Here is a 26547-nt window from a genome sequence, read left to right on the forward strand (position 1 = left end):
ACATCGAAAGTGCTGTTGCTAGGATCCCGGCGAGTGCCCGCATATAGAGAGCCTAACTTAGCCGGGCGGGCTCTGCTCAACGCCTTTACTCTCCAGTCCGCCCGAGTTCTTCTCTGGCTTCCTTAGCGTCCGATTTTTGGTGCGCCGTGCGAAGGCACGGTTTCTCAGCGGGTGCGAATCCCGACCGGCAAGGTCGCTCCAGCCGGTAGCAATCGGAGCAGTCGTGGAGGTAACGAAGCGGCTGAAGCCTCCGGTGTAGAGGGTCATGTAAGTGACTTGGCAAGTATGCAGGCCGTAACGTGAGTGAACGCTGAGCAGGCCTCGAAAGACGCAATGCGGAAGCCGACCCGCCCAAAAATCGGGGAAGGCTGCCATCGTGGGGGAAGAGAGCGAAATGTGCACCCTGCGATTCCGCCGGGGTATTGGCGACAGCATGCATACAAGAGGGAGACCGATGCAACACGGGAAGCCCATGCGTGGTCGAGTGCAAGGACCAACTGGAAGCCGGTGACGGATCGACCGGGCGCACTGGGGTGACGGAAAGGCCCGTAGTACTGAGGAAACTGGGTAATGCCAGCGGAGGGAAGGGGCCTTAGTTCAGAACCAACGTTGAAAGTGGGAAAGGACAGGAGATTGGGAAACCTAGCAACTCCGGAAAGTGTTCAGAGACTGCGGACGGCGTTACATGCAAAAGCGAAGGAAGAACCCGAGTTTCGCTTCTATGCGCTGTATGACAAGATCTGCCGGACGGACGTACTGGCACACGCCTATGCATGCTGCCGCGCCAACAAGGGCGCACCAGGTATAGACGGGCTGACGTTCGAAGGGGTCGAAGCCTATGGAGCAGAACGCTGGCTTGGGAAACTGGCGCAGCAACTCAGGGAAGAGACCTATCGTCCGGAAGCGGTAAGAAGGGTCTATATTCCGAAACCGAACGGCAAACTCAGGCCGCTTGGCATTCCGCGACTTGCGGAACGGGTGTGTCAAACGGCGGCAATGCTGATCTTGGAGCCTATCTTCGAGGCCGACATGCCGCAGGAACAGCATGCCTACCGACAGAATCGGAATGCGCAAAGCGCCGTGCGTGAGGTACACGGGTTACTGGTTAGCGGCCACAAAGATGTCGTGGACGCCGACCTATCTGGATACTTCGACACGATCCCGCACGTTGAACTCATGAAATCGGTGGTACGCCGAGTCGTTGATCGGCGCGTGCTGCATCTTGTGAAGATGTGGCTCGACACTCCGGTTGAAGAGCAGGATGGGCGTGGTCGCAAGAAACGCACGACGGTCAACCGAGACACTAAGCAGGGTATTCCGCAAGGCTCACCAATTTCACCCCTACTGTCCAATCTGTACATGCGGCGCTTTATCTTGGGGTGGAAGAAGGCGGGCCTGGAACAACGACTTGGTGCGCGGATCATCGCGGCATCAAGAACCGAACTCGATCCATGCTGGGCTTCAAGAGCTTCACGTCTGCCTTCGTCACGATATCTGGCATTGAACATGTCCCGGAAGAAGACCTTGTAGAAGTCTTCGGTTACCAGTTCAAGGCCCAAATCTTCGAACCGGAAGACTTCGCTAATGAACACTCTGTCCTTATGCCAGCTGATGTCGCCGCTATTGTTGACCCTGCGGGTGAGGAACCCTTTTGGTTTCTCCCTGCACCCACATCCCGCAAAATCCGGCCTTCGCTCCCCGATTGCGGAGCGCCCTGGACTGGCCTGTTTTTTTGCTGAGCAGAAAGGCACACGCCACCGGAGTGGCGAGTCAGCCATGGTCACCGTTCTACGTTGGTGACGTAGCGGGCTAAAGGCTTTGAAGTCTCAGGCGCGTCGCATTCTCACTAAGAAATACCTATAAAACCAACGGAACTTTGCGAATCGTTCTACGCGCGCGCATCAGAATCCGCTTTCTTTACAGATGCATTAATTCGAAGCGATGCAGTTAGCTGGATGCAGATTCGGCCCACTGGCTACTAGGAATATGTCATATCTTTCGCGCTTCAGCCTTGGTTAGGATCACATCGTCTCCTGCCCTGGAAGATGGCTCGTCGGCCTCCGGCGAGTTGGATGTGTCGCCATCAATCCTCGGCCTGTGACAGAGCTGATGGTCCCATGCGGGACGTCGTTAGACGCCATCGCCGACATATATCTGAGAAGGAGAAACACCGATGTCTTCAGAGAATGCTATCCGTCGTATCGCCATCGTTGGAACCGGAGTTATCGGCGCCAGCTGGGCCGCCCTGTTCCTGGCACATGGTCTCGATGTGGTTGCCACCGACCCAGCCCCCAACGCGGAAGAGAACCTGCGCGAATATGTCGCCAGTGCGTGGCCTGCGCTTGAGCAGTTGGGGCTGTCTGCCGGGGCCACGAAGGAGCGACTCTCGTTCACCGCCAAGTTGAACGAAGCGCTGCAGGGCGTCGACCTGGTCCAGGAGAACGGTCCAGAAAAGCCGGACTTCAAGATCAAGTTGTTCGCCGACATGGACGCGCTGACTCCGGCAACCACCATTCTTGCCTCCAGTTCTTCGGGCATCCCGATTGGCGTTAGCCAGTCGCAGTGCAAACATCCCGAGCGCTGCGTGATCGGACACCCCTTCAATCCTCCTCACCTCGTTCCCCTCGTTGAAATCGTCGGTGGCGAAAAGACATCGGCTGCCACAATCGAGCGTTCGATGGCGTTCTATGCCTCGATAGGTAAGCGACCGATTCACGTGAAGAAAGAGGTGGTCGGTCACGTCGCGAACCGTCTTCAGGCCGCTCTTTATCGCGAAGTTGTGTACTTGATCGACCAGGGCGTACTCAGCGTCTCGGACGCGGATGCAGCGGTGAGCTGGGGACCGGGACTGCGTTGGGGCCTCATGGGACCAAACTTACTCTTCCATCTCGCCGGTGGCCAGGGCGGTATCCATCACTTCATGGAGCACCTCTCAGGTCCGATGAGCACATGGTGGAAGGACCTCGGCAATCCCGAGTTCACACCCGAACTGAAAGAGAAGATCTCCCGGGGCGTTCTGGAGGAAGCCGGCAACCAGTCGATCAACGACCTCGCCGAAGAGCGCGACAGGCTCTTGCTCGGACTGCTCGCCCTGAGACGCACCGGGAAGTAGAGGAGTTCGAGAGTCAACCCTACGCAATTGGATGAACGCAAACGGAGAGGAATCCTATGTCAACGACACCAAACGACACCAAGACGACTGCGAACAAGAGCGGTCGCGTGTACTTCATCGACGCAAGCGGTGGTCGCCTGCTTTCCGTCGACCCTGATGGAAGCGACGTCAAGGAACTTGTCACCGGTCGTCATCGCATCCCAGACGGGATCGTTGTTGATGTAGAGCACGGCCACATCTACTGGACAGAGATGGGCATTCCGAACAAGGAAGATGGCTCGATTGAGCGTGCCAACATCGACGGCAGCCATCGCGTCACCATCGTCCCGGACGGAAAGACCTTCACCCCAAAACAGTTGCAGCTCGACAAGCGTAATGGCAGGCTCTACTGGTGCGATCGCGAGGGAATGCGCGTTATGCGCTCGAACCTCGACGGCTCTCATCTTGAGACCCTGATTCAAAACGGCCATGGTGAAGCAGACAGAGCAGACCTCACTCGGTGGTGCGTTGGCATTGCCATCGATGTACAAGGCGGCAAGCTCTACTGGACTCAGAAAGGTATCGACAACGCTGGCGTCGGGAGGATCTTCCGGGCCGGGCTCGACATACCCAAGGGAGAGACTCCCACCTCACGTAGCGATATCGAAGTGTTGTTCGACCAGTTACCGGAGCCCATCGATCTCGATCTCGATCTCGAAAACCGCTTCCTTTACTGGACCGATCGTGGCGATCCCCCGCGCGGCAATACCGTCAGCCGGGCACCGATCGACGCTGCGCCACAGTCAGTTGAGCCCGAGATCGTTTTTACCCATTTGATGGAAGGCATCGGGCTCGCACTCGATGTTCCTGGCAATCGCATGTTCATGGCCGACCTCGGCGGCTCCCTGTACAGCGCGAGTCTGGACGGCGCGACGCATAAGACGCTGCTCGCTGTTCAGGGGAATCTGACCGGCGTAGCTTACACGGACTGAACCACTGCGGTCAGCGCGTTTCGCATAACAGTTCCGGTTGACACAACCAAAGAGAAGACACTGGAGGATCCGATGTCAGACACACAGACTCAAAAACCAAAGAAGCCGATCGTAATACCGAAGCCGAACAGCGATTTCTACCAGACCTTTCAGATGCTGTCTGAGACCGAGCAGGTGAAGGTCAACAAGGTCCGGGAGTTCATGAAGAACGCTGTCGCTCCGATCATTAACGATTTCTGGGCGAGGGATGAGTTCCCGTTCGATCTCGTCCCAGGTATCCGTGACCTTCAGATTGCAGGGCTTGGTTATGAGGGCTATGACTGCGCCGGCGGGAGCAACCTGTTGAGCTGCTACGTTGCGATGGAGATCGCGAAGGTCGATTGCTCGCTGGCTACGTTCTATGGCGTCCACAGCGGTCTCGCGATGGGATCCATCTACCTGTGCGGGTCGGAAGAGCAGAAGAAAAAGTGGCTGCCTCCGATGGCGCGCCTCGAAAAGATCGGCTCCTTCGGTCTCACGGAGCCTCTGGTGGGCTCTGGCTCCTCCCGTGGTCTCTTGACGACCGCGCGGCGGGAGGGCGACACGTGGATTTTGAACGGCCAGAAGAAGTGGATTGGTAACTCTACGTTTGGAGACCTCACCATCATCTGGGCGCGCGACGAGGCTGATAGTCAGGTGAAGGGCTTCATCGTCGAAAACAAGACCACCCCCGGCTTCAAGGTCGAAAAGATCCAGCACAAGATGGCGCTGCGGGTAGTCCAGAACGGACTGATTACTCTCGAAGACTGCAGGGTGCCGGAAGAGAACCGCCTGCAGAACGACACTTCCTTCCGTGACACCGCCCGCGTACTCCGCCTGACGCGCGGTTTCGTCGCATGGGAGGCTACCGGATGCCAGATGGGTGCGTACGAAAATGCGTTGCTCTACGCACAGACCCGCGAACAGTTCGGCAAGCCGATCGCTTCGTTCCAGCTCATCCAGGACCTGCTCGTCAAGATGATTGGCAACATTACTGCATGTCAGTGCATGGTCATGCGGCTTTCGAAGTTGCAGGACGAAGGCAAGCTCGCGGATGAACATGCTTCGCTCGCCAAGGCATTCACCACAGTCAAGATGCGTGAGACCGTCGGGTTTGCCAGAGAGCTTCTTGGAGCCAATGGAATCCTCCTTGACTACAACATCGGCCGTTTCTTTGCGGATGCCGAGGCGATTTACTCCTACGAGGGAACGCGTGAGATGAACACCCTCATCGTTGGTCGCGCCGTTTCGGGGTTTAGCGCATTCATCTAGTCAGACCGCGTCTGTTGTTACCGAGTGAGAGGCTTCGATGATCTACACCCATTCCGTTGGTCGCGCCCTGCAATACTTCCCCCAGCACGCTGCTCTGCTGCGGGAAGGAAGGGCAGTGAGCTTTCTGGAACTGGATACCCGAGTAAGAATGATCGCCGCGGCGCTTCGGCGTCGCGGCTTCCTGAGCGGAGAGCGGCTGGCTTTCCTGATGCCGAATGGGCCGGAATACATCGAGCTGATCTATGCCTGCAGTCTGCTTGGCGTCATCGCAGTTCCCATCAACACGCGCTATGCGAGCCCCGAGATCGACCGGCTCCTTGAGGATGCTCGCCCGCGTGGCCTGATTCGACATTCAAAGTTCCCCGCGCCTACTGTGAGGCTTGAGTTTGAACTCGTGGTCGACGTCGACCCTCTCGATGAAGTTGAAGGCGAACCATACGCCGGAGAGTTTTATGATCCGGACGCGATCCTTGTGCTCCTGTACACGAGCGGAACGACCGGAGCCCCCAAAGGGGCCGCCCTTACACACGCGAACATCTTCTCCAACATTCATGACTTGAACTATTGGCTGGCATATCGCGAGAACGCCGTATTTCTTCATGCGTCGCCAATGTTCCATATCGCCGATTTTCCCGCGATGTTCGCAGCCCCTGTCTTTGGCGCAGCGCAGATGACGCTGGAGCGTTTCGACGCGCTAGAGTTTTGCACTTCCGTGCAGACACACGGAGTGACACACACGGTTCTCGTGCCCTCGATGATTAACACGTTGTGCCAGTTCCAGGAGCTCGTTGCGTTCAATCTTGGTTCTCTAGATGTGCTAGCGTACGGAGGCTCACCCATTGCTCCCGCGGTTGTGCGAGATGTTCGCAGAGTCTTGCCGAAAGTGAAGTTGCTGCAAGTTTACGGTTTGAGCGAAGCCGGCTTCCTGACTGGTCTGACAGACGCCGAGCACACCGAGGACAGACTTCAGTCTTGCGGCCGTCCCTGCCCGGGTATCGATCTGCGAGTTGCCGATGCAGCCGGGAAACCCATGGCTGTCGGCGAACTCGGAAACCTGGTAGCTCGTGGGCCCGGCATCATGCGGGGTTACTGGCACGACATAGAAGAAGAGTTGCCGGGAGATGAGTCGGTAATTGACGAAACCGCAGAAGCGTTGCGTGGCGGATTCTTCCACACCGGAGATATCGGTCGCCAGGATAAGGGCGGCTTCTTCTACATCGTCGATCGGGCCAAAGAGATGATCGTCAGCGGTGGGGAGAATGTCTACACGGGTGAAGTCGAAGCAGCTATTTATGAGATCCCCCAAGTGAAGGAGGCCGCAGTATTCGGTATCCCGGATGAGAAATGGGGAGAGTTGGTGGCCGCAGCCATTGTTCTGCGCCCGGGAACCAATCTGTCTGCTGAAGAAGTCCAGCAGTACTGCAAGACCAGGATTGCCTCATACAAGCTCCCCCGCCACATCGAGTTCATGACAGAGGAACTCCCCAAGTCCGGGTCGGGCAAGATTCTGAAGCGAGTTTTACGGGAGAAGTACTGGGCCGGACAATCCAGGCAAGTGTGATGCGCCGGCCGCCGAAAGAGGGCTTTGAAGCACGAAACGGATCTGGAACATTGTGACGAGCTTCGCAATTCAAGTTGACGAACAAATGAAGATGGTGGAGGTTATATGAGCGAAGACAAAATCTTTTCAGGACTCAAGGTAGTTGACCTTGCTAGCTTCATCGCGGGTCCCGCGGCAGCGACAATCCTGTCCGACTTCGGTGCGGATGTGATTAAGGTCGAGCCACCCGATGGAGAGCTGTGGAGACACGGGCATCAGATTCCCCCCCAGCCGCGCTCCGATGTGCCCTATCCGTTTGAATTGGCTAATCGAAACAAACGCGGTCTTGCGCTCAATCTTAAAGCTGCGAGTGCGCAACAGGTCCTCGAGCGGTTAGTCAAGTGGGCCGACGTGTTCATTGTCAACACGCCGCATACCGCGCGCAAAAAATTGAAGCTCGAATATGACGACGTCACCCAGTGGAATCCGCGTCTGATCTATGCGGATCTCACCGGCTTCGGGGAGAACGGCCCGGACGCTGCTCTTCCGGGGTTCGATCTCACGGCCTTCTGGGCGCGAAGCGGTTTGTTGTATATGACGCGCGATGCTGGATCACCGCCGACATGGCCAGTAGCCGGCAGCGGCGATAACGCGACTGCGGTCGCAATTTATGGCGCAATCGCGACGGCTCTTTATCGTCGCGAGCGCACCGGCAAGGGATCCTACGTCACGACTTCGCTCCTCGCGACAGGTATCTGGTCGGCCGGCGTATCTATTCAGGCCGCTCTATGCGGTGCGAACTTCTATGGGCTGCACGATCGAGCACACCCCGCAAATGCAGGCTTGAACATGTATCGTTCTTCCGATGACACCTGGTTTGTTTTGGTCGTTACTCCAGACAAGGTCTCCGCGGTTCTAAAAGCAATAGGTCGTGAGGATATCCTGACGGATCCGCGATTCTCGGATCCAGCCAAGCTGGCGGAGAACCGGCCACAACTGACGGCAATCCTCGATGAGATCTTTGGTTCGCAGCCAATGTCGCATTGGTATGAGGTCTTCAACGGCGTTCACGTCCCCTTCGGCGCCGTACGTGGGCCGCAGGAAGTCGTTAATGATCCGCAACTGCGAGCGAATGACATCGTCGTTCCGCTCGAAGGAGCCGGCGAGAAGCTGGCCTCAACCATCAGCAGTCCTATTCAAGTGCACGGTGTTACTAAGGTGCCTGCCAGGCGCGCGCCGGGAATCGGCGAGCATAACGATGAAGTGCTGAAGGAACTTGGATTCACAAGTGACGAGATCGCAGGCCTGCGTGCCAGCGGAGCAGCACCACAGGCGGCGCATGCTGAAGTACCAACGCACGCTCCAGGGAAACCCATTTAGGAGAGAGGAAAACTTTCATGAGCGCTACAGAAGTATCCACCAGCTTAGAAAACATCACGTATGAGGTCAGAGGATCGATCGCTTACATCACCATGAATCGCCCGAAGGTGATGAACGCGCTCAACCGGAAGACCGTTGAAGAACTCAACACTGCGTTTCATGCGGCGAAGGAGGATGCCACAGTCAAAGGCATCATTCTGACCGGAGCTGGTGAGAAGGCGTTCATTGCTGGCGCCGATATCGCAGAGCTTTCGGCAATCGACGGTGAGAAGGCAGGTGAGTTCTCCGAAAAAGGGCAGGAGACGCTCTTGTTTCTTGAGACACTTGGCAAGCCTGTGATCGCAGCAGTGAATGGCTTCGCCCTGGGAGGCGGTTGTGAAACGGCGATGGCATGCACTATTCGTATCGCCGCGGAAAACGCGAAATTCGGTCAGCCTGAAGTCAAGCTTGGAATTATTCCCGGTTATGGCGGAACGCAAAGGCTACCGCGTCTCGTGGGCAAAGGGCGCGCACTTCAACTGATCCTGACTGGCGATCTGATCGATGCTCACGAAGCCCATCGCATCGGGTTAGTGAATGAGGTTGTTCCTGCAGCGGACCTGATACCGCGCTGTGAGGCCATTCTCAAGCAGATCGACGCAAATGCGCCGATCGCGATCCGCTACGCCATCGACGCGGTGAACAAGGGCGTTGACACAGATCTCACTTCAGGTTTGGAGCTCGAGGCGAAGTACTTCGCACTTGCTGCCGGCACCGAGGACAAGAAAGAAGGCACTTCTGCCTTTGTCCAGAAGCGCGCACCGCAATTCCAGGGTAAGTGATTGCGATCGAGCACCGCTTCTGAACGATAAATCGAAGAAGTGATCACATCATTGCGACCACAAGTGAGGAATTATGAATCGTAATCCTATATCGTCCAGGCGGACACCCATGACTTCCTTTCAGGGTGGGCATGGATTAGCTTTCCTAACTGTCCTGCTCTCATTAAGCACAGCATCGATAGGCCAGAATCAGAGCGAAGCACAGAGTCCGGTCCCAGGGTCGGCCATACATGTCACGCAAGTCCTGGGGTTTGAAGGTGCGAAGCATAACGCCACCGGAGAGTTGAAAATCCAGGGTGGCGTCATGCAATTTCAGCACGATGGAAGTACAGCCACACAGGTGAGCATAAGCTCCATTGAAGACATCTTTGTCGAGGATGGAGACAAGCAGGTAGGCGGCACGGCTATGATGCTCGGCAAAACTGCAGCTCCATTTGGTGGAGGGCGGGTGGTGAGCCTCTTCGCACATAAGAAATACGACTTCCTCACAGTTGAATATCTTGATAACAGCGGTGGTTTCCACGGCGCTATATTCCAATTGGAGAAGGGGCAAGGAGAAACTTTCAAGAAGGCCCTGGTAGCCAATGGCGCGCACATCAGGTCGCCTGGAGAGCGAACCCCCACCCAAAGCACTCTCGAGGTTAAGAATGAAAACAAATAAAAAACTTTTCCTTCCCGCAACTAAGACCACGCCGGGCCTGTCCGGTTTCCACCGGACAAACAAGCACTACGGACCACTTGCGGCTGTTATCCTGCTGCTCGGTGCGTTGCAGCTTCAGGTATTCGTCCCAACTGTGCTTGCGGAATCCTCCACAGATGGCAAAAGCGGAGGTGCCCAGCCATGGAGCGTGCAGGTAGATAGAGTCGACCCCGGAGACGTCGGCCTTGATCCATCCTTCGGAGCCGCCATCTACGAGAATCTCCTCGAAGAGCTAACCAAAACAGACCAGTTCAAACAGGTGTTCCGTAGCGGGGATCGTAACGCGAACGATGTTCCCGGCCTGCTCCTTCTGAAGACAACGGTTCAAAAATATACGCCGGGTAGCGAGACGCGGCGGGCTGTCACTACCGTGAGTGGAGCGACCAAGTTGAACGTTCGCGTTCAGTTGGTCACACGAGAGGGCCAAGTAGTCCAGGACCATGTCGTCGATGGCAATGTCCGGTTCATCGGTGGCAACCTGCGAGCAACCCACAACTTGGCACGCAATGTGGCAGCTACTTTCAAAAAGTCACCCCTGCCGAAACAGGCCGCCGCGCTCCCCGAAAAAGAGACCGAAAATATATCTAAGTAACCATTGCAGCGTGGCCACAACGGTCCGGTCCGATTAACTTCATCGACGTTCATCCGCAACCTGGCCGCAACCTGAACTTTTGGACCCTGTGGGCCGGCTATAAGTTTTAGGGACGCCACTCCTCTCGCAGCGGCAGGGTCTTCTGAACACGGACTTCTGGCTCGCGTGCAAAAAACCAAAGACTTCTGTGCATCGTGGGGGAGTTAAGAAAACAATAACCAAATCAACGCACGTTCGCGCACTCTCCTTGCGGACGTGGGTTGCGCAATTGGGAGAAGGTGATATGGAATACATTCTCAATAATCTGGACGCGGACATTCTCAAGATCGAGCTGAATCGCCCGCAAAAGCGGAATGCGCTTACGTTAGACATGTATATGGAGTTCGCCGAGCTGTTGAACACGGCTCAGGCAAAGCCCGAGATTCGGGTAGTGCTGGTATCCGCGGCAGGGGACAACTACTCCGCGGGAAATGATCTTCAGGACTTTCTCGACCATCCTCCCGGCAGTGGCGATAGCCCGCAAGAGCAGCTGATCGATGCTCTTCGCGTGTTCGACAAGCCGCTCGTCGGCGCAGTTCGAGGCGCAGCGGTCGGCTCGGGAGCCACCATGCTCACCTACTTCGACTTCGTCGTCGCCGGTCAGAGTGCCAGGTTCCAGTATCCGTTCATCAATCTGGCTCTGGTGCCGGAGTTTGGAACCAGCTTCTCGTTGCCCGATCAGGTTGGCTACCTTCGCGCGGCTGAGATCATTCTCCTCGGACATCCTTTCGATGCACCCACGGCCCTGAACCTGGGACTGGTCACCAAGGTCCTCCCCGATGCTGAAGTCCTTGGCGCGACGGAAAAAATAGCTCAAGAGCTGGCACAGAAACCACTGGCTGCACTCAAGGCTTCCAAACAACTTCTCCGCCGTCAATTTCGACCACGTGTCGAAGAGGCTACCCAGGACGAGATGGTGGAGTTTAGCGAAAGAGTGCGCTCGGCGGATGCTCGTGAGGCGCTTACCGCGTTCTTCGAGAAGCGGCAGCCTCGATTCAATTCCAGCGAAACCGCGTAATATTGCGCATTCGTGTGCCAACTGATCCATGCAACTCTTCGGGATGAGCTACAAGTCCTCTCTTTGCGGCCCATCCAGCGGGATGCGGAACCCCGTCCTTACCGAGCGAACATCGGTCATACTGTGGGCGCATCTATCTGCGAAGTAATAGCCGAAATGAGAGTGGGTCAGCAGATACTGCGGATGTTCGGGATCGTCCTCGAGCTTCTTCCGGAGCTGACACATATACGTCCGGAGGTACTCAGGTTTTAGGCCGTATCTGGATCCCCAGACCGCAGCCAATAGTCGCGAATGCCTAATTGGTCGACCGGCATGGCTCATCAGCTGTTGAACTAACTCGAACTCTGTCGGTGTAAGGTGAACGCGATAACCAAATTTTTTAACAGTTCGCGTTGCCGGATTCAACTCAATCTCACCGATACGCATCGTGTCTAGCTCTGCGTCAGGAGACTTCAGTTGGAATGCACAGGAGGACGAGACTTGGCGATCTGTTGCGAATATGACCGCTCGTTCCATGGTCATGTACCTCCAACGGGGCTTAGTTCCTCGTCGCCCGGGCGAATCGTTTTCTTCCATATGGGGCTCATTACTTTTACCGAAACGAGGCTGTGTGCGATCAGGTCAGAGCTACTACCGTTCTTGGTTTTGCGGCGCGTTGGAGAAGCGTTGATGTCAGTGTCGCTATTTTTTGGAAACGCTGGCTGTTTTGCCCACGCAAGCTCGGCGTGGGTAGGCGATTTGCCGGCCTCGCGTTGTACGAACACACGTAACGCTGTTCTCGCACGTAAGAGCCTCGACTTCGTAGCCACCAGCGAAATGCCCAGGCATTGTGCGATCTCCTTGGTTGAAAGATCCCTTGAGTGTTGAAGTTCGATAACTTTGCGAAGTCCCGTAGGAAGTTGCAGGATGCCGGATTGGATCAACTCCGCCCGTTGCTGCCTCTCGAAGCATTGTTCGGGGTTGTCCCGGGAATCCGTAAGATCCCATTCGCCGTACGTATCCACCTCGCCCCCGTTATCAATCGCAATCTCTAGAACACCGCGCCGCTTTCGCAACAGCATGAGCGCGGTATTGACCGCGATGCTCGTGAACCATGTCGAGAAGCTAGCCTTACCTTGAAATGAATCAAGATGCAGAAATGCTTTCATCAAGGCCTCTTGAAGTGCATCTTCTGCATCCTGCCAATTTTTGGTAATTCGATAGAGCGTAAGCAAAATGCGCGTGGAGTGTGGCTTACTGAGTTCGACGAAGGCGTGTGAGTCCCCGGAACATGCCGCTAAAACAAGCAACAGATCGCCATGTTTGTCTTGGCCATTACCTACGGGTGAGGGGCTTCCGTTCTGCTCACTTGGATTCATCAACTCGACACCTTTCGTGATAGGGGTGGAGCGGTTTAATGGATGATCAGCGATTTCCTGCCATATCCAGTGTCGGGGTGGTCTGTCTGACGGGTCGGGGGATCTGCCGGAAAAGGGAATATGTCAAGGATGGCCCGACTGCCGAGCTACCAGCGCGTACTGGTCGTTATCTATCGCTCCTTCCACCGTGAGCCTGATGGTAGCAACCGACGCTTTTGTTGCCAATTACATGTTTCTGTTAGTCAAGAACAGGAGTTCAGTTTGTCCACGCATACACTGGCGCCAAATTGTGAAGCATGCTCCGGCCGCAGCCGCACGCCAGTTGATGCCGCCTTCCCGGCAAGCGATCGGAGTCGTCTTGTTGACCAGATTGATGATGATTTGCTGAATCTGATATCGGTCCACGAGAACCTCAAGGACCGGGTCTTCGAATTTGAACTCGATCGAAGTAGACCTCCGGCTGGCATCCTCCTTCAAGAGCCTCCGCGAACCGAGGTAGAGCTGGGTTATACATTCGGTGTCCCGGTAATAAACCTTGCCCTGGCCGATCTTATGTCTGGACGTGAGCTTTGATGAGTTTTCTCTGAACACGTCAGCTCTTACGGCTCGCATCAAGGCGATAAAAATCGCTCTAGGTAACCAGGGGTCTTGGCTCCATCACCTCGGTACGCAAGGTGAAATGAAACGTCGCGCCTCGTCCGTCGTTAGACGTGGCCCACAAACGGCCACCATGCGATTCCACAATGGAACGGCAGATCGCCAGCCCCATGCCGCTGCCCTGAGGTTTCGTGGTGAAGAAGGCATTGAAGATCTCGTCCGCTCTTCCGGCCGGCAATCCTGCTCCGGTGTCGCAGACCGAGATCAGCACTTGACCGCACTCGCCTTGTCCCGTCTTGACCGTAAGCACTCCGCCAGTCTCCTTCATCGCTTCGATACCATTGAGTATGAGGTTCATCAGTACCTGCTGCAGTTGCACCCGGTCAGCGGTGATTTTGGGAAGATCGGCGGTAAGGTCCGTGCGAATCGAAACGGCATGCTCGGTGGCTTCGCTCCGCAGCAGCAGGACCATTTCGCCGATGATTTCATCCGCGTCGACCGACTCTTTCTGTGGAGGCGTCTTCTTATACAACGACCGCAAACGATCGATGATGTCGGCTGCACGCCTCCCGTCCTTTGCAATCGATGATGTTGCCCGGCGCACCTGGTCCAGGTCCGGCTGGTCGCGGTTGAGCCATCGCAGGCTGGCCTCCGCATCCATCACGGCCGCGCTAATCGGCTGCTTTAACTCGTGAGAGATTGAGGCAGCCAGTTCTCCGAGTATGCTGACCCGATTGGTGTGTGCAAGGTCTGCCTGTAGCTGTTCCGCACGCTTGCGATCTTGAATGTCGGTCGCCGCACCATACCATTTCACGACCTTTCCTCGCTTGTCTCGCAGCGGCACGGCGCGGACCAAAAACCACCGATACTCCCCGTCGATGCGGCGGATGCGCATCTCCTCCTCGTACGGCTCACCACTGGCAATGCTCGCGCCCCGTCGTCGCTCAAGTCGATCCAGATCTTCAGGATGAACAACAACTTTCCTGAGTTCCTCCGCTTTTCCCAACTGCGACACGCCGGTATACTCCTCCCAGCGTCGATTCCTAAATTGTACGGCCCCGTCGGCTCCAGTGACCCACGCCATCGCCGGAATGGTCTCGATGGCTTCGCGAAGTTTTCTTTCCTCTCCCCGCAATTGTTGCACTCGGAGTTGATACAGCCCCCAAAGCAATGCCAGAAACGCAGCCACGCACAACAAGCGGAACCAATTGGTCTGATAGAAAGCCGGCAGTATTGTGAAAGCCATGTTTGCGGGTGCGCCGGACCAGACGCCGTTGGTATCCGACGCTTCAACGCTGAAGTGATAGGAACCGGGAGGAAGGTTGCGATAGGTAATGGGGGTGGCCACCGCCGCTTCATGCCAGTCCTTGTCTGTCTCCTGCAGCTTGTAGCGGAATCGGATGGCCTCGGGATCGGAGAGGCTCACTGCGTTATAGCTGATCTGCACGCTCGACGTGTGGGCTGGGAAAGAGAGACGAGAATCGGGCGCGTAGAATTTGTCGTCGGCAGCGACCGACTGGATGGTGATCGGAGGCGACACTGTTCGTTTTTCAGAGTAAGCTGCTGGATCGAGCCACACCACTCCGTTGCGCAACGCGAACCACAGTCGCCCATCGGTGCCCTCGATGGCGGTTGGCAACGGACGCAACTGGTTGGCAATCCCTGAAAGTCCCTCGCGTATGCCGAAGTGCTCGCCCTTGACCCGATACGCAGAGTCTTTCAAAGCTTCGGAGATCTCCGCCTTGGGGATATGGAAGATCCCTGAAATCGCGTTGAGCCATAAATCTCCCTCGGGTGTTTCCACGATTCCAGAGATTCCGCGCAACCATTCGTCATTCACAGCAGCGATCTTGCGGAAGCGTCCCTGGCCAAACTGCTCCAGCCCAAATTCACCCCCGATCCAAATCTCCGGTCCTCGTCCATAGATCGCCGTAATATTGCCCACCTGAAGATCATCGCTCGGACCGAATCGACGGACCCGGTCGCCATCCAAAATTGCCAGCTGGCTCTTCGCATAGCCAAACCACACGCGGCCAAGGCTATCGGTGAACGCAGTCATCAGGTAGGTCCCTGTCTTTGGGAGGTCGTCGCGGCCGCCGTCAGGTGTCCAACTACCATTGGCAAACCGGTATAAACCGTGGCGGCCGAAGGAGACCCATATTCCTCCTTGTTGGTCCCCGGTAATCGTCTGCAGGAATCCAAATTGGTTCACCATCTCCGGGGGAAGGTTCACGCGCACGAAATCGTCTCCGACAAGATGCCAAAGACAACGTTCCCCGGAGAACCAAAACGTCTTGTCAGGTGCGCGGTAGGCAAATGACGATGTCACCCGCGGGAGACGACGCTCGGCCTTGGCCCCCAGGACATGATAAAGGTTCACTTTTACGCCAGTGCCACTACCGCCACTGATCCATACGGCCCCATTGTCATCAGCAACCACGGCGAAATCCCCACTCTCCGATGTTTCTTTCGGGAATTCCTGTCTGATCAACGGGGTGTAGAAGAATCGATGTATACCCCTGGTGTCTCCAAACCAGATATTTCCTTCACGATCCACCAACTCTGCGAACTCAAAATGGTTTATGTTATAGGTCTCAGAAATAGCTGGGGACACTTTGTTGTGGACATCACGCAGGCTGTCTTTTGGAAGGCGCATCACGACGGGCTTATCCCAGGGTGAGATCCAAACACTGTTGTTTCGATCAACAATTTGAAGGTCTTTTTTTGTGACCGGGTAAGCAGGTAGCCTCTCATCAGGACCTTCGCCGGAGACGGACACACGTGGGGCCGCGGGCGCGGTCAGGATGGTTCGATCCGGCTCCCAGGTGAACCCGGTGACAGATAAATTGCTGCCAGCTGTTTTGAAGTGTCTGGTCCCCGGTTTGAGGTAGATGAGGTCTTTCGGGGCTTCAAAACCGCCCACCAAAGCCCAAAGTATCCCCTCTGAATCAAATCCAACATTGATAAAGCGTCCTGCAGGAACGTTCCACTCAACCCCGATATTCTGCCACCCCGAATGATCGAATCTCCATAGACCACTGGAGGTGCCTGCCCATACAATTCCATCCCGATCCTGGGCAAAACCGTAGACACTTCCAGTCTCGCTCGAATAATTGGTCACTCGCCCCTTATCCAGGAAACTGAAGCCTCCTAACGAGTAGCCGATCCAGAGGCCGCCAGACTGCGGTGCGAACAAGGAGTACGGGTTGTTCGAGAGGAGCCGATCGCCAAACGGCGAGCTGAATGGTTCGAATCGCGTTCCATCAAAGCGAAATAATCCGTTGGTGCTGCCCAGCCATAGGAACCCGTCATTGGTCTGTGCTAAACACTCGACGTCAGCGGGCGCTCCCTGTTGGAAGGTCCAAGGGTCGTGACCCACCTGCACGTTTACCGGTGCCGGCGTTTGCCCGAGCGACGACGGACACCGAAAACAGGCAACGATCATTAAGACAAGAAGCCAGCATAGCTGCGAGCCTGACACACGGATTGAGTGTGCTGAGCGGTCGCGATCTTCGACGGAAACAAAAGACCGCGCTCGTTGATATGTTTTCGACACGTGCCCACATTCTACTCATAATCCAATACAGCTACAGTGAACACGAACTGACACTGGAGAAAGAGCCAACGCCAAGTTTGAAAGATAGTGGGGGTTGGCCCTCAATCGCAAAATCCGGAATGCCCTTGGTCACGACGCGGATCCGTGTCCGAGATGGAGCTTTCGAAGTAGGAGCATCAAATGCATTCATACCTCCGGCTCTCTCTGGCAATGATGGTCACTGCCAACCTTTAGCTGCCTTCGTTACGCACACGGTTGATTGAACCGTTAAGGCAAACGGGCGGAAACAAGAAGGAATGCCCGATTACGAGCTGCGTCGATGGCGCGAGACGGCTGACTCGTGAGAAACCATTCGCCTGGCCCTCGGTGCTCCTCAGTGAGCGCTGGCTTTAAGCTCCAGCAACTTGCCCGCTCGATGGACAATGCGATCCGTAAATTCGTGGAACATCTCGCGCAGAGTTGGTTCCTGATCCGCAGCTTGGACCACGGCCATGATGACGCGAGTGTTCTCGTGACGCCCTACTAAACTAGCGATTAGGGTGGACGTCGCCCTGGGAGTTCGCGATGCCAGCATGGAATCAACAGCCGCAGCCGCAAGCTACCTGTCAATGGCAACGCGGGCAGAGCTCTTGCAGGTTAACGTAGAGGCCCATGAGCGAGACCTCGGAGCCACAAACAATCCGACATTCGGAGCTGCGTTCAGCTTGCTGCTCGAGGCTCCTGATGCCACTCAAAGCTAGGAATTTCTAGGCGACAGTCAGTAATACGTCGATATTGCCCCGAGTTGCGTTCGAATACGGGCATATCTGGTGGGCGCGTTGCACCAATTCCTCCGCGGTGGCTCTTTCAATGCCGGGCAGGTAGATCGTCATAGCCACGGCGATACCGAATCCTTCAGCCTCTCCGTTCAGAGGGCCAAAAGAGACCGCCGAGTCAATCGCTACCTCTTCCGGGATCCGAATGTGGCGCTCTCCCGCAACAACTTTCTGGGCACCGATGAAACAGGCTGCGTAGCCGCGGCAAATAGTTGCTCTGGGTTGGTGCCATTCCCTTTACCGCCCATTTCAACGGGACGATCAAGTTTCAGATTAATTTGTCCATCATCTGATTTCGCGCTGCCAACCCGTCCGCCCATCGCTTTTGCTCTGGCCGTGTAAATTGCGTTCTCGATTGCCATAGTGAAGCCCGTCCGATTGCATGCACAAATTTGACTCAACTGTCTGATCGCTGCCGGATGATCAACCGAGCACCGCGTTTGCCGCTCAGATAGGTCCACACCCATTGCATAAAGACGCTGAACCTCAAGCTGTTCTCCGCCAGGAATTGAATGTGTATGAGAGCCCACACGAGCCAGGCCATAAAGCCACTGAGCTGCACTCCGGCGCTCTGCAGCACTGCAAAGCTCTTACCTACAACGGCAAGATTACCCTTATCGAAGTAGCGAAACGGCGGCAAGGCTGGATGGCCGATCACCTTGCGGAAGATGGACTTGGCTGCGTACCTGCCCTGCTGCATCGCAACCTGCGCAACCCCCGGCAGCGGCTTGCCATCCTGATCGAGCGATGCTGTGTCCCCAACTACAAAGATGTCCGGATGATCGGGGACGGAAAGGTCCGGCTGAATGCGAACGCGGCCCGCCCGGTCGACTGTACATCCAAGCCATTTTCCGGCAGGTGAAGGGGCAACACCGGCCGTCCATACTACCGTCTTTGCCTGAATGCGCTCCTCTCCGATCACTACACCATCCGCGTCGATGGATTGAACGGGCTTTCCGAGACGAACATCGACTCCCAGCGACACCAACCGCTGCCTTGCGGCTTCGGAGAGTTTCTCCGAAAAAGTGGCCAGCGGCCGAGTGCCCATGTCCGCGAGAACGATATGGGCCGATTTCGGATCGATTCGACGGAAGTCTTTGCGGAACGTGGTTTGAGTCATGACCGCAATCGCGCTTGCCATCTCGACTCCGGTCGGTCCTGCACCAACCATCACAAAGGTCATCAACGCCTTCCGCCGATCCGAGTCGTCTTCGATCTCAGCCTTCTCAAAGGCCTCCAGCAAGTGGTTCCGAAGGGATTCAGCATCGGACAGACTTTTGAGGCCGGGTGCGAAGGCGGCGAATTCGTTGTGCCCGAAATAGCTGTGGGTAGCCCCAGTGGCAAGAATCAGGTAGTCATAGTTGATGCTGGTGCCCGTCTTGTCGTCGGCATCCACGATCACCTGCTTTGAGGCTGCATCCACCCCCGTCACGCTGCCCAGCATTACAGATGTGTTTGTCTGATCAGCCAAGAGGCTACGGATAGGCGATGCGATCTGCCCAGGGGCCAACACTGAAGTCGCAACCTGGTATAGAAGAGGCTGAAAGACATGGTGATTGGAGCGATCGATGAGCAAAACGTCGACCGGAGAGCGTTTCAATCCCTTTGCTGCGGCTAGTCCACCGAATCCACCGCCGACAATCACCACAAGAGGAGCTTTCGTCGTCATCTCTTCGCTCTCAAATCTTCAATTTTGGAACGATACTTCGCTTCAGAGCACGCAGAATCGACGCGCGCTCCCGTATCCATTCGCGCACTCCCAGGTTTTCATCGAGGCGGGAGAGTACGAACTTCCAGCCAGAGAGTAGCAATCGCATTGCGCCGAAACAATCACATGTTCATGTAATACGGCGCTGTCATCAGGCGTTTTCGCGGGAAGTTACCATCCAGCACAATCGTTTACGGATCTGACATAAAAATGTAATAGTTCTCGGAGCTCGGCATCGGGTAAGGGACGTCCGGAGAGCATGTGCCATGCCGCAACGCTCTACCAGCCACAAGGATCGCGAGCTGTCTTCCAGTACCGAAAACAGAGGGACTGGAGCGTCGAGAGTAATAGCTCTCATAAGACTTGAGGAGCGGGAGGCTATGGGCCAGCTGGCCGGGTTCCATCAGTATCTTGAGATTTGTGCGACGGCCCAGGAGCTCGTCGAAAAAATGCTCCAGTTCTCAGTATGAAGTGGCCATCTTGCAGACTGAGGTTCTACCGCAGGATAACCGGGTGCTACTACGAAGCTATCTGACATTCATGGAGTTTCACTAGTCACCGCACTGCTCATGATCAAGAATTTCACTTCGACATCACGGAACGCTCGTGATCGCGCCGCCGAACAGACTACTTCCTCTCCGCAACCACGATGCATATACCGGACCAACGATCATGCCCCAACCCCGGCGGAGGAGCCGCGCTCAGGGGCATGACGCCCACATTCTTGGTGGTGAAGGGGTAGCGTGCCTCGAGGTAGTTGCGAACGAGCTGTGCGCGTGCGTAGGACCAGGAAAGAGCATCGGCTGACACCGCGGCATCGGAATACCCCTCGATTACGATAGGGTGGGTGAAGATCGCGTCTCCCAGTGATGCAACGGCAGCATCGATCACATGCTTCCCGTCGGGGCTCAATTCCTCCGTGCCATGTGGCCCGTGCTGAAATAATGCATCAGCCTGCAGCCAGGCGCGTGGGCTCTGCGTGCTACCGAAGAGCTTACTGTGTCTATATTCCTGTGGCGATAAACTGCCAAGTGTGTAGTAGCCGCGATGATTGAAGAAGCCCTTAAAGAAGAAGTTGTGTTTGAGCGCCTCTGTATCCTCAGCCATGTTACCTGTCGCAACGTTGACATTGGTCAGCGATTCGCTGACGTTCTGACCTGCGGTGACACCATTTACATCGGGCCCCAGGGCCTGGGTCAGACTTTGCTGGACTTGTTGGATGGTCGAATCGGCGCGGGTCGACGCAGAATGAATTTGCGTCATCGTGTCATCAAGTTTCTGAGGTAATTGACGCTGCTGAACATCTGCAACGATGCTATTCACACGGCCCGAGGCCTGGTTTAGGTTCGAGGTTGTCGACTGCACGTTTGACACGGACTCTCGAATCTGTCCTGCCATCTTCTCATCTTGGAGAAGCATGCCCGCTGGCCCGCGGCCCTCTTTCAACCCTACGAGCAGATCGTTTGCGTTACCCACGGCGCCATTGACCCCGTCGAGTACGACGTTCAGGTTGCCTCCCACCTGCTTTATCGTTGCGTCCGCATCGTTCATGATCCCGAGAGCATGAGTCAGCAGGTCGGACATGGTTACGGGAGGTTTGCTTTGCAGTACCGAGTCGGCTTGCGCAATCGTTGCATTCGGGGAACCCGAATGGATCGTGAGGAACGTGTTACCCACCACGCCTTCTGTATCGATCGTTACGACGGAGTCGGTTCGAACCAGGCCATGAAGCTGCTCGTCGACCTTCATCTGGACACGAAAATGATCACTTGGCGAACGAGGTACTTCGATCCTCGTCACCTGGCCAGCATCCATGCCCGCTACTTGCACCTTCGAACCCTTGGCTATGCCATCGAGATCGGCAAACTCCGTATACAGCAGCACGTGGCGCGAGAAAGCCTCATGACGATTCCCAACGAGGAAGATTCCGAGCGCGAACAAGGTTACGCTGGCAATGATGAAGATTCCTACAGCGAGATATCGTCTAGACATTGCTTCACTCCGTAATAAGTTTGCGAGCGACTTCGTTTTCGCTCCGGCTTACCTCGTCTACCGAGCCGAAGGCGACGAGATTTCCTTTGTCGAGCACGGCGACCCGGTCAGCTACCCTGCGGGCTCCGCGCACATCATGTGTCACGATGATCAGGGCGGTTCCTCGTTCGGCTTTTTGCCGCATGAGCAACTCATCGATCTCAGCGGCAGTGATACGATCCAACCCACTGCTCGGCTCATCAGCCAGCAGAATCTTGGGTTCAAGAACCAACGCTCTGGCAAGGCCGGCCCTCTTTCTCATACCTCCCGAGAGTGCCGATGGGAATTTCGCACCATCTGCTCCCAGGCCGACATCGGTAAGTGTACGGTGGACCACGTCCTCAATCTCGTCCTTGGATTTCCTGGTCAGCCTGCTGAGTGGCAGTGCAAGATTTTCGTAGAGTGTCAGGGAATCGAAGAGCGCTGCATCCTGAAACAGGTATCCCATCTTTCTGCGAACGAGAGACAGATGTTTTTCGTCCATACCGACAACGTTGTCCTGATCAACACAGACCTCTCCTGAGTCGGGCCGCATGAGCGCCATAACCAGTTTGAGAGTGACGCTCTTACCAGTACCGCTGCGACCGAGCAGACACAGGGCCTGCCCCTGATCGATGTGAAACGACACGTCGTTCAGTATGCGTTTTGTGCCGAACGACTTCATCACATGCTTGAATTCCACCGCGATGGTCTGGGTTTCGCTCATATGGCCGTATCCGGGAAGAGGAAGAAGATGCACTTGATCAGCACTACGTCGGCAACGATGATCAGCAGGGAAGACAGAACAACACTGTTGGTAGCAGCTTCGCCGACACCCTGCGCTCCCTTGTCCGTCGTATAGCCGAAGTAGGAAGAGACGGAGCCGATAATGAAACCGAATACGGCGGTTTTCAGAGTAGGCGCGATGAAGTTCGACCACTGAAGATAGTCAAAGGCGCGATTGATGTAGAGTGTCGGCGCTATGTGCGAGGAGAGCTCTTCTGAGAGGAAGCCTCCCAGCAGTCCTGCGAAATCCATGAAAAGTGTCAGAAAGGGAAGAGCGATCACGCAGGCCAGGACGCGAGGCACAACCAGGTACTTGAAAGAGTCAATCGACAACGATTCGATGGCGTCAACCTGCTCAGAGGCCCTCATGTTCGCAAGGACGGCACCGATTCCGGAGCCGACTCGACCCGCAAGCAGTAGCCCCGCGACCAATGGTCCAATTTCGACGAAGAACGATACTGCCTGCACGGCCGGTATCATCGCTGTGGCGCCAAACATTACCAAGGTACTTCTTGTGTGGAGAGTCATTACGGCTCCCAGGGCGAAGCCGGACACGATGATGAGGGCGAGGGATTTGTTTCCCACTTCTACAAGCTGACGGCCAAGTTGGGCAAACTCGAACGGAGACCTGACGGCGTCAACGAGAACCCGCAGGCTGAACAGGCCCACCTTACCGACGAACTCGAATAAGTTATTGAGCCAGCGCACGCGCCCTCTCCAGTCCTGTCTTCTCGCTCATGAGACGACCGTTCGCCAGGAATCGGGTAGTCAGGTAGATGGCGGGAACAAGAAACACCAAAGACCCGAATACCCACATGAAGGCCCCTGCTGCGATCTGGTCCTTTAGTGCGTCGATCCCAAAGGGCCGCTCGACAACTCCATAGCTCGGGTAGAGCAAGCGTCCAGAAAAACACAGGAACGCCGATAAACCGGTGTTTACGAAGTCCGAAGTCAGCAGGTATGGAATGATCATCCAGGAGTTCAATCGACGTTGTGACGGCCAGGGCTGCACAATGGGCCACCAGAAGATGAGGCTCGTCGCAAAGAAGCAGAAGTGTTCGAAGTTGTGCCAATTCTCCGAGGACAACGCGAATTCGTAGGCTTTCGGAATGTGCCAGCCAACATAGGTCAGGTTCATTGCAAACCACGCAAACGGCAAGCGTGAAAAGAGTCCCTGAAGCGAATGCACGACGGAAGACCGAAAGATCGGTCCACCAATCCGACGCACGATCGGGCGCGGTAGACCGCGCAACATGGGGACGAACGGACACCCCAACACGATGAGTGGAGGTGCCACCGACATCAGCACGAAGTGCTGAGTCATGTGCATGAACAACAGTGTCTCGCTGTAAGTGTCGAGTGAGGAAGAAACCGCCACGAAGATGGCAAATAGTCCTGCGATGAAGGAGAAGAGCCTCCACTTAGGGATCTGTTTGGGTCGAGTGCGCCTAAGCGTGAGCCAGCCTCTCCCATAAATGATGCCCACAGCCACGAGGGTGCCCGTGACTGCGGGAGGTATGTCCCAATCGGTAATGAGATTCAGCCAAGAGGTCTCCAACTAGACTCCTTCACGGTTTGGGTGCTGGCTCTGCCATAGCTGCCTGACGGGATGCATCCGCGGCTGCCGGTTGATTCAGGGGATGCAGGGTTTCCAGGAACTGAACCAGAGCCGTGGTTTCGGAGGGGCTCAGGTTCTTGCCATACGCCGGCATGTTGCCGCCCCCCTGAAGAACCTGCCGGATCAGTTGATCTACCGTGAGACGGGTCGCGACCAAATCCAGAGCAGGGCCACGCATTCCGCCGACGCCCGCAATCGAGTGGCAGTTACGGCATTGCTTCGACTGAAAGACGATAGCTCCTTGCCGCTGGAGCGGACTCGCATCGTGCGTATAACGGATCGGAACCGGAGGACCGCCGCTCCATGCGTTCATCTTCGGGCTCCAGGGCGTGAAGGTTCCGAGATGAGTTAAAACACCCCATGCGAGGGCAACCGTAGTCAACATGAGGATTGCGATCGGGCGTTTATGCCAGCTCTTTTCGCCTTCACCGGCGTAAAACGGAAGGGCTACGAGTCCTGCGATTCCCAGCACAGGGGCGATCAGGAGAAATGGTGTCTCCAGGCTGGGAGGAAGATAAGATAATACCGCGTAGAGCCACAGGAAGAAGAAATCGGGTTTGGGGGCAGTCTGAATGATCGTAGGATCCGGTTGACCTCCAGGTCCATAAGGTCCGAGCACGGCTGCGCAAACTGCAACCGCGGCGAGGATCGCTGCGGAGAAGAAGGCGTCCTTCCACACAGCTCCAGGTACGAATGGCCGGCCATCCTTCTTTGCCAGTTCGTGGTATTCCGTCAGGTACGTAGAGCGACGAACGACGCGGCCAGGCATCGGCCATTCGTTGATGCCGAGCTTGACGACCATCCACACGTGAAGGAACGCGAACGCCAACAGCATTCCAGGGATAACGAAAACGTGAAAGGCGAAGAATCGGGAGAGTGTTGCTCCGGCAATGATAGGGCCGCCTAACATCATGTGGACCGCTGTACCACCGATGAACGGCACTCGGCTCGCAATGGATGCTCCGATGCCGAGACCCCAGTAGGCGTCCTGATCGAAACGTAGCACCTGACCTGTGAACGCCATCCCGAGTGTCATGAGCAGCAGGAACACTCCGAGAACCCAGGTCAGTTCTCTAGGGAACTTATATGCACCGAAGAGGAAGACCTGCGCCATGTGAATCAACACGACGGCCACCATGAAGTTCGAGCCCCAGCCGTGCATCGCACGGAGGAACCAGCCAAGAGTTAACTGGTGGTTCAGAACATTCAGGCTGTTCCATGCCTGTCCGGCGGAGGGCACATAGACTAGCGCAAGCAGGATCCCGGTCGCAATCTGAAGCATGAGCAGGACAAAGGCAGCACTCCCAAAGACGTACCACCAACTGGCGGTCCTATTCGGGACAGGGTGGAGAGCCATCTCTTTGATCGGCTCGCCGAGCTGCAGACGGCTATCAAACCAGGTGTACAGAGCCTTCAACCTGCGCATGGCGATCCTCCCTTTGCGGTCTCAATCTGAACCAGCTTGGCGGTGTTGGAGAGAGTTGGCATCTGGCCAGCGTTGATCTGAAGGGCCCCATCAACGATTTTCGTGTCGTACGGGAATAAGCCTCGCTCCGGTGGACCGGAAGCTCTGCTTCCGTCCGCATAGTAGGCGCCCCCGTGACAAGGGCACATGAACAGGCCCGATTGCGGGAACCAGCGAACCGGGCATCCCAGGTGGGCACAATTGATGGCGAACACCTGAAACTCCTTCTCGGAGATACGACGGACCCAGCAGGCAACTCGATCGGTTTCGCCATCCCATTCGCGGCTCACCGGGTTCGTGAACTTCGCCAGACGTGTTTCACCGACAGGGAACGTATCCAGAGACCCGAGTGACACCCAGGACTTATATGCATCGTCAGACTTTACGGGCGAGAGGAGGTACTTCACTACGGGAACTGCTACAGCAACGCCGACTACAGCGTTGAAGAACGCGCCCACTGTCAGCAATACCCACCGCCTCGACACCGTCAACGGGTCGACCGGCGCCTGTTCTTCTTCGTTTTGTCCAACTGGCAGTTTCTCTTCACTCACAAATCACCTCTTGGGGCCTGTCTCGGGATATGGCTGACCCGGAGTATCGCTTCGCAACGAATGGAGATACGCAATGACGTCGCTCACGTCCTGATCCGTCAAGGGCTGCCCCAGCCGGACCTGTTTCCAATCCGGGTGACCAAGATCGGGGCGCCCCGCAATAACGATCGTCCGTAGGCTCTGATCACTTACGAGGTCCAGATAGCTTGCGTCGGTGATCTTCTGCTGCCCTTGCTGATGGCAGGAAGTGCAACTCACGCGGAAGACGTCCTGTCCATGTTCGACATTGCCCACTGCGGATGAAGAATAGGGAGGCATGTCTGCCGCACTGTGGTCCTTGTGGTTCCATCGTGTGCGCATGCCCGCAACGAGCACGTCAACCTGTTGTGGAGTAAGGAAACCGCCGGCTGGCTCGCCAAAGGCAGGCATTTGCGTACCCGGCATGCCGGACGTGATCCACCGTTTCAATGACGCGTCATCAACAAGTGCCTGATATTTCGGATTGGCGAGATCGAGTGCCGGTCCCCCAGAACCGGTTTCTCCGTGGCACGCCGAGCAGTTCTGCTTGTACAGGCGGTCAAACGAGGCTATATTTTCGGGACGCATCAGCTCTTCCTGAT

Annotated in this window: 26 protein-coding genes; 12 read left to right on the forward strand and 14 right to left on the reverse strand. The window is 56.1% G+C overall.

Going from position 1 to position 26547, the window contains the following annotated elements; all coding sequences use genetic code 11:
• Positions 1 to 57 precede the first annotated feature (57 nt).
• A complete protein-coding gene (locus HDF12_RS21735) occupies positions 58 to 402 on the reverse strand; it encodes a hypothetical protein (RefSeq protein ID WP_179587305.1) in 345 nt (114 codons plus the stop codon).
• Positions 403 to 633: 231 nt separating this feature from the next.
• Between HDF12_RS21735 and HDF12_RS22615 the strand changes: the two genes are divergently transcribed.
• From HDF12_RS22615 to HDF12_RS21785, 10 genes are all read left to right on the forward strand, one after another.
• The gene (locus HDF12_RS22615; protein WP_373563999.1) at positions 634 to 1530 is read left to right on the forward strand and encodes a reverse transcriptase domain-containing protein; all 897 of its coding nucleotides are present in this window, start codon (positions 634 to 636) and stop codon (positions 1528 to 1530) included.
• A gap of 643 nt (positions 1531 to 2173) precedes the next feature.
• A complete protein-coding gene (locus tag HDF12_RS21745) occupies positions 2174 to 3112 on the forward strand; it encodes a 3-hydroxyacyl-CoA dehydrogenase NAD-binding domain-containing protein (RefSeq protein ID WP_179587309.1) in 939 nt (312 codons plus the stop codon).
• Between the two features lie 56 nt (positions 3113 to 3168).
• A complete protein-coding gene (locus HDF12_RS21750) occupies positions 3169 to 4083 on the forward strand; it encodes a 3-hydroxyacyl-CoA dehydrogenase (RefSeq protein WP_179587311.1) in 915 nt (304 codons plus the stop codon).
• A 72-nt stretch (positions 4084 to 4155) separates the two neighbouring features.
• Positions 4156 to 5373 (forward strand): acyl-CoA dehydrogenase family protein, encoded by a 1218-nt coding sequence (locus tag HDF12_RS21755; protein WP_179587313.1) that lies wholly within the window; start codon positions 4156 to 4158, stop codon positions 5371 to 5373.
• Between the two features lie 37 nt (positions 5374 to 5410).
• Entirely contained in the window at positions 5411 to 6934 is a 1524-nt protein-coding gene (locus HDF12_RS21760; protein ID WP_179587315.1) for a class I adenylate-forming enzyme family protein, read from the forward strand.
• Between the two features lie 105 nt (positions 6935 to 7039).
• Positions 7040 to 8293 carry a CaiB/BaiF CoA transferase family protein gene (locus HDF12_RS21765; RefSeq protein WP_179587317.1) on the forward strand — a complete coding sequence of 418 codons (1254 nt, stop codon included), beginning with the start codon at positions 7040 to 7042 and terminating at the stop codon, positions 8291 to 8293.
• 17 nt (positions 8294 to 8310) lie between these two features.
• The gene (locus tag HDF12_RS21770) at positions 8311 to 9114 is read left to right on the forward strand and encodes an enoyl-CoA hydratase-related protein (RefSeq protein WP_179587319.1); all 804 of its coding nucleotides are present in this window, start codon (positions 8311 to 8313) and stop codon (positions 9112 to 9114) included.
• A gap of 109 nt (positions 9115 to 9223) precedes the next feature.
• Positions 9224 to 9775: a hypothetical protein gene (locus HDF12_RS21775; protein ID WP_218892601.1), complete on the forward strand. Its 552-nt coding sequence runs from the start codon at positions 9224 to 9226 to the stop codon at positions 9773 to 9775.
• The gene (locus HDF12_RS21780) at positions 9762 to 10406 is read left to right on the forward strand and encodes a hypothetical protein (RefSeq protein ID WP_179587323.1); all 645 of its coding nucleotides are present in this window, start codon (positions 9762 to 9764) and stop codon (positions 10404 to 10406) included. Before HDF12_RS21775 ends, HDF12_RS21780 begins: the two co-directional genes overlap by 14 nt.
• A 283-nt stretch (positions 10407 to 10689) precedes the next feature.
• Positions 10690 to 11463 (forward strand): enoyl-CoA hydratase-related protein, encoded by a 774-nt coding sequence (locus tag HDF12_RS21785; RefSeq protein ID WP_179587325.1) that lies wholly within the window; start codon positions 10690 to 10692, stop codon positions 11461 to 11463.
• Between the two features lie 48 nt (positions 11464 to 11511).
• On the opposite strand, the gene HDF12_RS23020 is transcribed toward HDF12_RS21785, so the two are convergent.
• Both HDF12_RS23020 and HDF12_RS21795 read right to left on the reverse strand, forming a co-directional pair.
• Positions 11512 to 12039, reverse strand: a complete 528-nt coding sequence (locus tag HDF12_RS23020; RefSeq protein WP_373564000.1) for a winged helix-turn-helix domain-containing protein — start codon at positions 12037 to 12039, stop codon at positions 11512 to 11514.
• On the reverse strand, positions 11982 to 12821 hold the full coding sequence (locus HDF12_RS21795; RefSeq protein WP_179587329.1) for an RNA polymerase sigma factor: 840 nt from the start codon (positions 12819 to 12821) through the stop codon (positions 11982 to 11984). Before HDF12_RS21795 ends, HDF12_RS23020 begins: the two co-directional genes overlap by 58 nt.
• A 120-nt stretch (positions 12822 to 12941) precedes the next feature.
• On the opposite strand from HDF12_RS21795, the gene HDF12_RS21800 reads away from it, so the two are divergent.
• Entirely contained in the window at positions 12942 to 13394 is a 453-nt protein-coding gene (locus HDF12_RS21800; RefSeq protein WP_179587331.1) for a hypothetical protein, read from the forward strand.
• A 58-nt stretch (positions 13395 to 13452) separates the two neighbouring features.
• Here the strand turns inward: HDF12_RS21800 and HDF12_RS22710 are convergent, their stop codons facing one another.
• Positions 13453 to 16539 (reverse strand): ATP-binding protein, encoded by a 3087-nt coding sequence (locus tag HDF12_RS22710; RefSeq protein ID WP_179587333.1) that lies wholly within the window; start codon positions 16537 to 16539, stop codon positions 13453 to 13455.
• Between the two features lie 1007 nt (positions 16540 to 17546).
• Between HDF12_RS22710 and HDF12_RS21810 the strand changes: the two genes are divergently transcribed.
• The gene (locus tag HDF12_RS21810) at positions 17547 to 17714 is read left to right on the forward strand and encodes a hypothetical protein (RefSeq protein WP_179587335.1); all 168 of its coding nucleotides are present in this window, start codon (positions 17547 to 17549) and stop codon (positions 17712 to 17714) included.
• Positions 17715 to 17720: 6 nt separating this feature from the next.
• Here HDF12_RS21810 and HDF12_RS22715 read toward each other — a convergent pair whose 3' ends face one another.
• From HDF12_RS22715 to HDF12_RS21855, 10 genes are all read right to left on the reverse strand, one after another.
• The gene (locus HDF12_RS22715; protein WP_373564004.1) at positions 17721 to 17999 is read right to left on the reverse strand and encodes an Ohr family peroxiredoxin; all 279 of its coding nucleotides are present in this window, start codon (positions 17997 to 17999) and stop codon (positions 17721 to 17723) included.
• Positions 17915 to 18151 (reverse strand): OsmC family protein, encoded by a 237-nt coding sequence (locus HDF12_RS22720; RefSeq protein ID WP_306458051.1) that lies wholly within the window; start codon positions 18149 to 18151, stop codon positions 17915 to 17917. Before HDF12_RS22720 ends, HDF12_RS22715 begins: the two co-directional genes overlap by 85 nt.
• 35 nt (positions 18152 to 18186) lie before the next feature.
• Complete coding sequence (locus HDF12_RS21820) at positions 18187 to 19458, reverse strand: NAD(P)/FAD-dependent oxidoreductase (protein ID WP_179587337.1); 1272 nt, start codon at positions 19456 to 19458, stop codon at positions 18187 to 18189.
• A gap of 666 nt (positions 19459 to 20124) precedes the next feature.
• On the reverse strand, positions 20125 to 21489 hold the full coding sequence (locus HDF12_RS21825; protein ID WP_179587339.1) for an MlaD family protein: 1365 nt from the start codon (positions 21487 to 21489) through the stop codon (positions 20125 to 20127).
• Positions 21490 to 21493: 4 nt separating this feature from the next.
• A complete protein-coding gene (locus HDF12_RS21830) occupies positions 21494 to 22234 on the reverse strand; it encodes an ABC transporter ATP-binding protein (protein WP_179587341.1) in 741 nt (246 codons plus the stop codon).
• Positions 22231 to 23001, reverse strand: coding sequence for an MlaE family ABC transporter permease (locus HDF12_RS21835; protein WP_179587343.1), 771 nt, complete (start codon positions 22999 to 23001; stop codon positions 22231 to 22233). The genes HDF12_RS21830 and HDF12_RS21835 overlap by 4 nt, the downstream gene beginning before the upstream one ends.
• Entirely contained in the window at positions 22985 to 23851 is an 867-nt protein-coding gene (locus HDF12_RS21840) for a cytochrome c oxidase assembly protein (protein ID WP_179587345.1), read from the reverse strand. The genes HDF12_RS21835 and HDF12_RS21840 overlap by 17 nt, the downstream gene beginning before the upstream one ends.
• Positions 23852 to 23861: 10 nt before the next feature.
• A complete protein-coding gene (locus tag HDF12_RS21845; protein ID WP_179587347.1) occupies positions 23862 to 25337 on the reverse strand; it encodes a cytochrome b N-terminal domain-containing protein in 1476 nt (491 codons plus the stop codon).
• Positions 25325 to 25927: a QcrA and Rieske domain-containing protein gene (locus tag HDF12_RS21850; protein WP_373564001.1), complete on the reverse strand. Its 603-nt coding sequence runs from the start codon at positions 25925 to 25927 to the stop codon at positions 25325 to 25327. The genes HDF12_RS21845 and HDF12_RS21850 overlap by 13 nt, the downstream gene beginning before the upstream one ends.
• Before the next feature lie 3 nt (positions 25928 to 25930).
• Entirely contained in the window at positions 25931 to 26533 is a 603-nt protein-coding gene (locus HDF12_RS21855; RefSeq protein ID WP_218892602.1) for a c-type cytochrome, read from the reverse strand.
• Positions 26534 to 26547: the final 14 nt, after the last annotated feature.

The organism is Tunturiibacter gelidiferens (genome assembly GCF_013410115.1).
Classification (GTDB): domain Bacteria; phylum Acidobacteriota; class Terriglobia; order Terriglobales; family Acidobacteriaceae; genus Edaphobacter; species Edaphobacter gelidiferens.

Coding starts and splice junctions, on each gene's coding strand:
- HDF12_RS21745 (WP_179587309.1), top strand. CDS start 2,174: ATGTCTTCAGAGAATGCTATCCGTCGTATCGCCATCGTTGGAACCGGA.
- HDF12_RS21750 (WP_179587311.1), top strand. CDS start 3,169: ATGTCAACGACACCAAACGACACCAAGACGACTGCGAACAAGAGCGGT.
- HDF12_RS21755 (WP_179587313.1), top strand. CDS start 4,156: ATGTCAGACACACAGACTCAAAAACCAAAGAAGCCGATCGTAATACCG.
- HDF12_RS21760 (WP_179587315.1), top strand. CDS start 5,411: ATGATCTACACCCATTCCGTTGGTCGCGCCCTGCAATACTTCCCCCAG.
- HDF12_RS21765 (WP_179587317.1), top strand. CDS start 7,040: ATGAGCGAAGACAAAATCTTTTCAGGACTCAAGGTAGTTGACCTTGCT.
- HDF12_RS21770 (WP_179587319.1), top strand. CDS start 8,311: ATGAGCGCTACAGAAGTATCCACCAGCTTAGAAAACATCACGTATGAG.
- HDF12_RS21775 (WP_218892601.1), top strand. CDS start 9,224: ATGACTTCCTTTCAGGGTGGGCATGGATTAGCTTTCCTAACTGTCCTG.
- HDF12_RS21780 (WP_179587323.1), top strand. CDS start 9,762: ATGAAAACAAATAAAAAACTTTTCCTTCCCGCAACTAAGACCACGCCG.
- HDF12_RS21785 (WP_179587325.1), top strand. CDS start 10,690: ATGGAATACATTCTCAATAATCTGGACGCGGACATTCTCAAGATCGAG.
- HDF12_RS23020 (WP_373564000.1), bottom strand. CDS start 12,039: ATGGAAGAAAACGATTCGCCCGGGCGACGAGGAACTAAGCCCCGTTGG.
- HDF12_RS21795 (WP_179587329.1), bottom strand. CDS start 12,821: ATGAATCCAAGTGAGCAGAACGGAAGCCCCTCACCCGTAGGTAATGGC.
- HDF12_RS21800 (WP_179587331.1), top strand. CDS start 12,942: ATGTCAAGGATGGCCCGACTGCCGAGCTACCAGCGCGTACTGGTCGTT.
- HDF12_RS21810 (WP_179587335.1), top strand. CDS start 17,547: ATGGAATCAACAGCCGCAGCCGCAAGCTACCTGTCAATGGCAACGCGG.
- HDF12_RS22720 (WP_306458051.1), bottom strand. CDS start 18,151: ATGGCAATCGAGAACGCAATTTACACGGCCAGAGCAAAAGCGATGGGC.
- HDF12_RS21820 (WP_179587337.1), bottom strand. CDS start 19,458: ATGACGACGAAAGCTCCTCTTGTGGTGATTGTCGGCGGTGGATTCGGT.
- HDF12_RS21825 (WP_179587339.1), bottom strand. CDS start 21,489: ATGTCTAGACGATATCTCGCTGTAGGAATCTTCATCATTGCCAGCGTA.
- HDF12_RS21830 (WP_179587341.1), bottom strand. CDS start 22,234: ATGAGCGAAACCCAGACCATCGCGGTGGAATTCAAGCATGTGATGAAG.
- HDF12_RS21845 (WP_179587347.1), bottom strand. CDS start 25,337: ATGCGCAGGTTGAAGGCTCTGTACACCTGGTTTGATAGCCGTCTGCAG.
- HDF12_RS21855 (WP_218892602.1), bottom strand. CDS start 26,533: ATGCGTCCCGAAAATATAGCCTCGTTTGACCGCCTGTACAAGCAGAAC.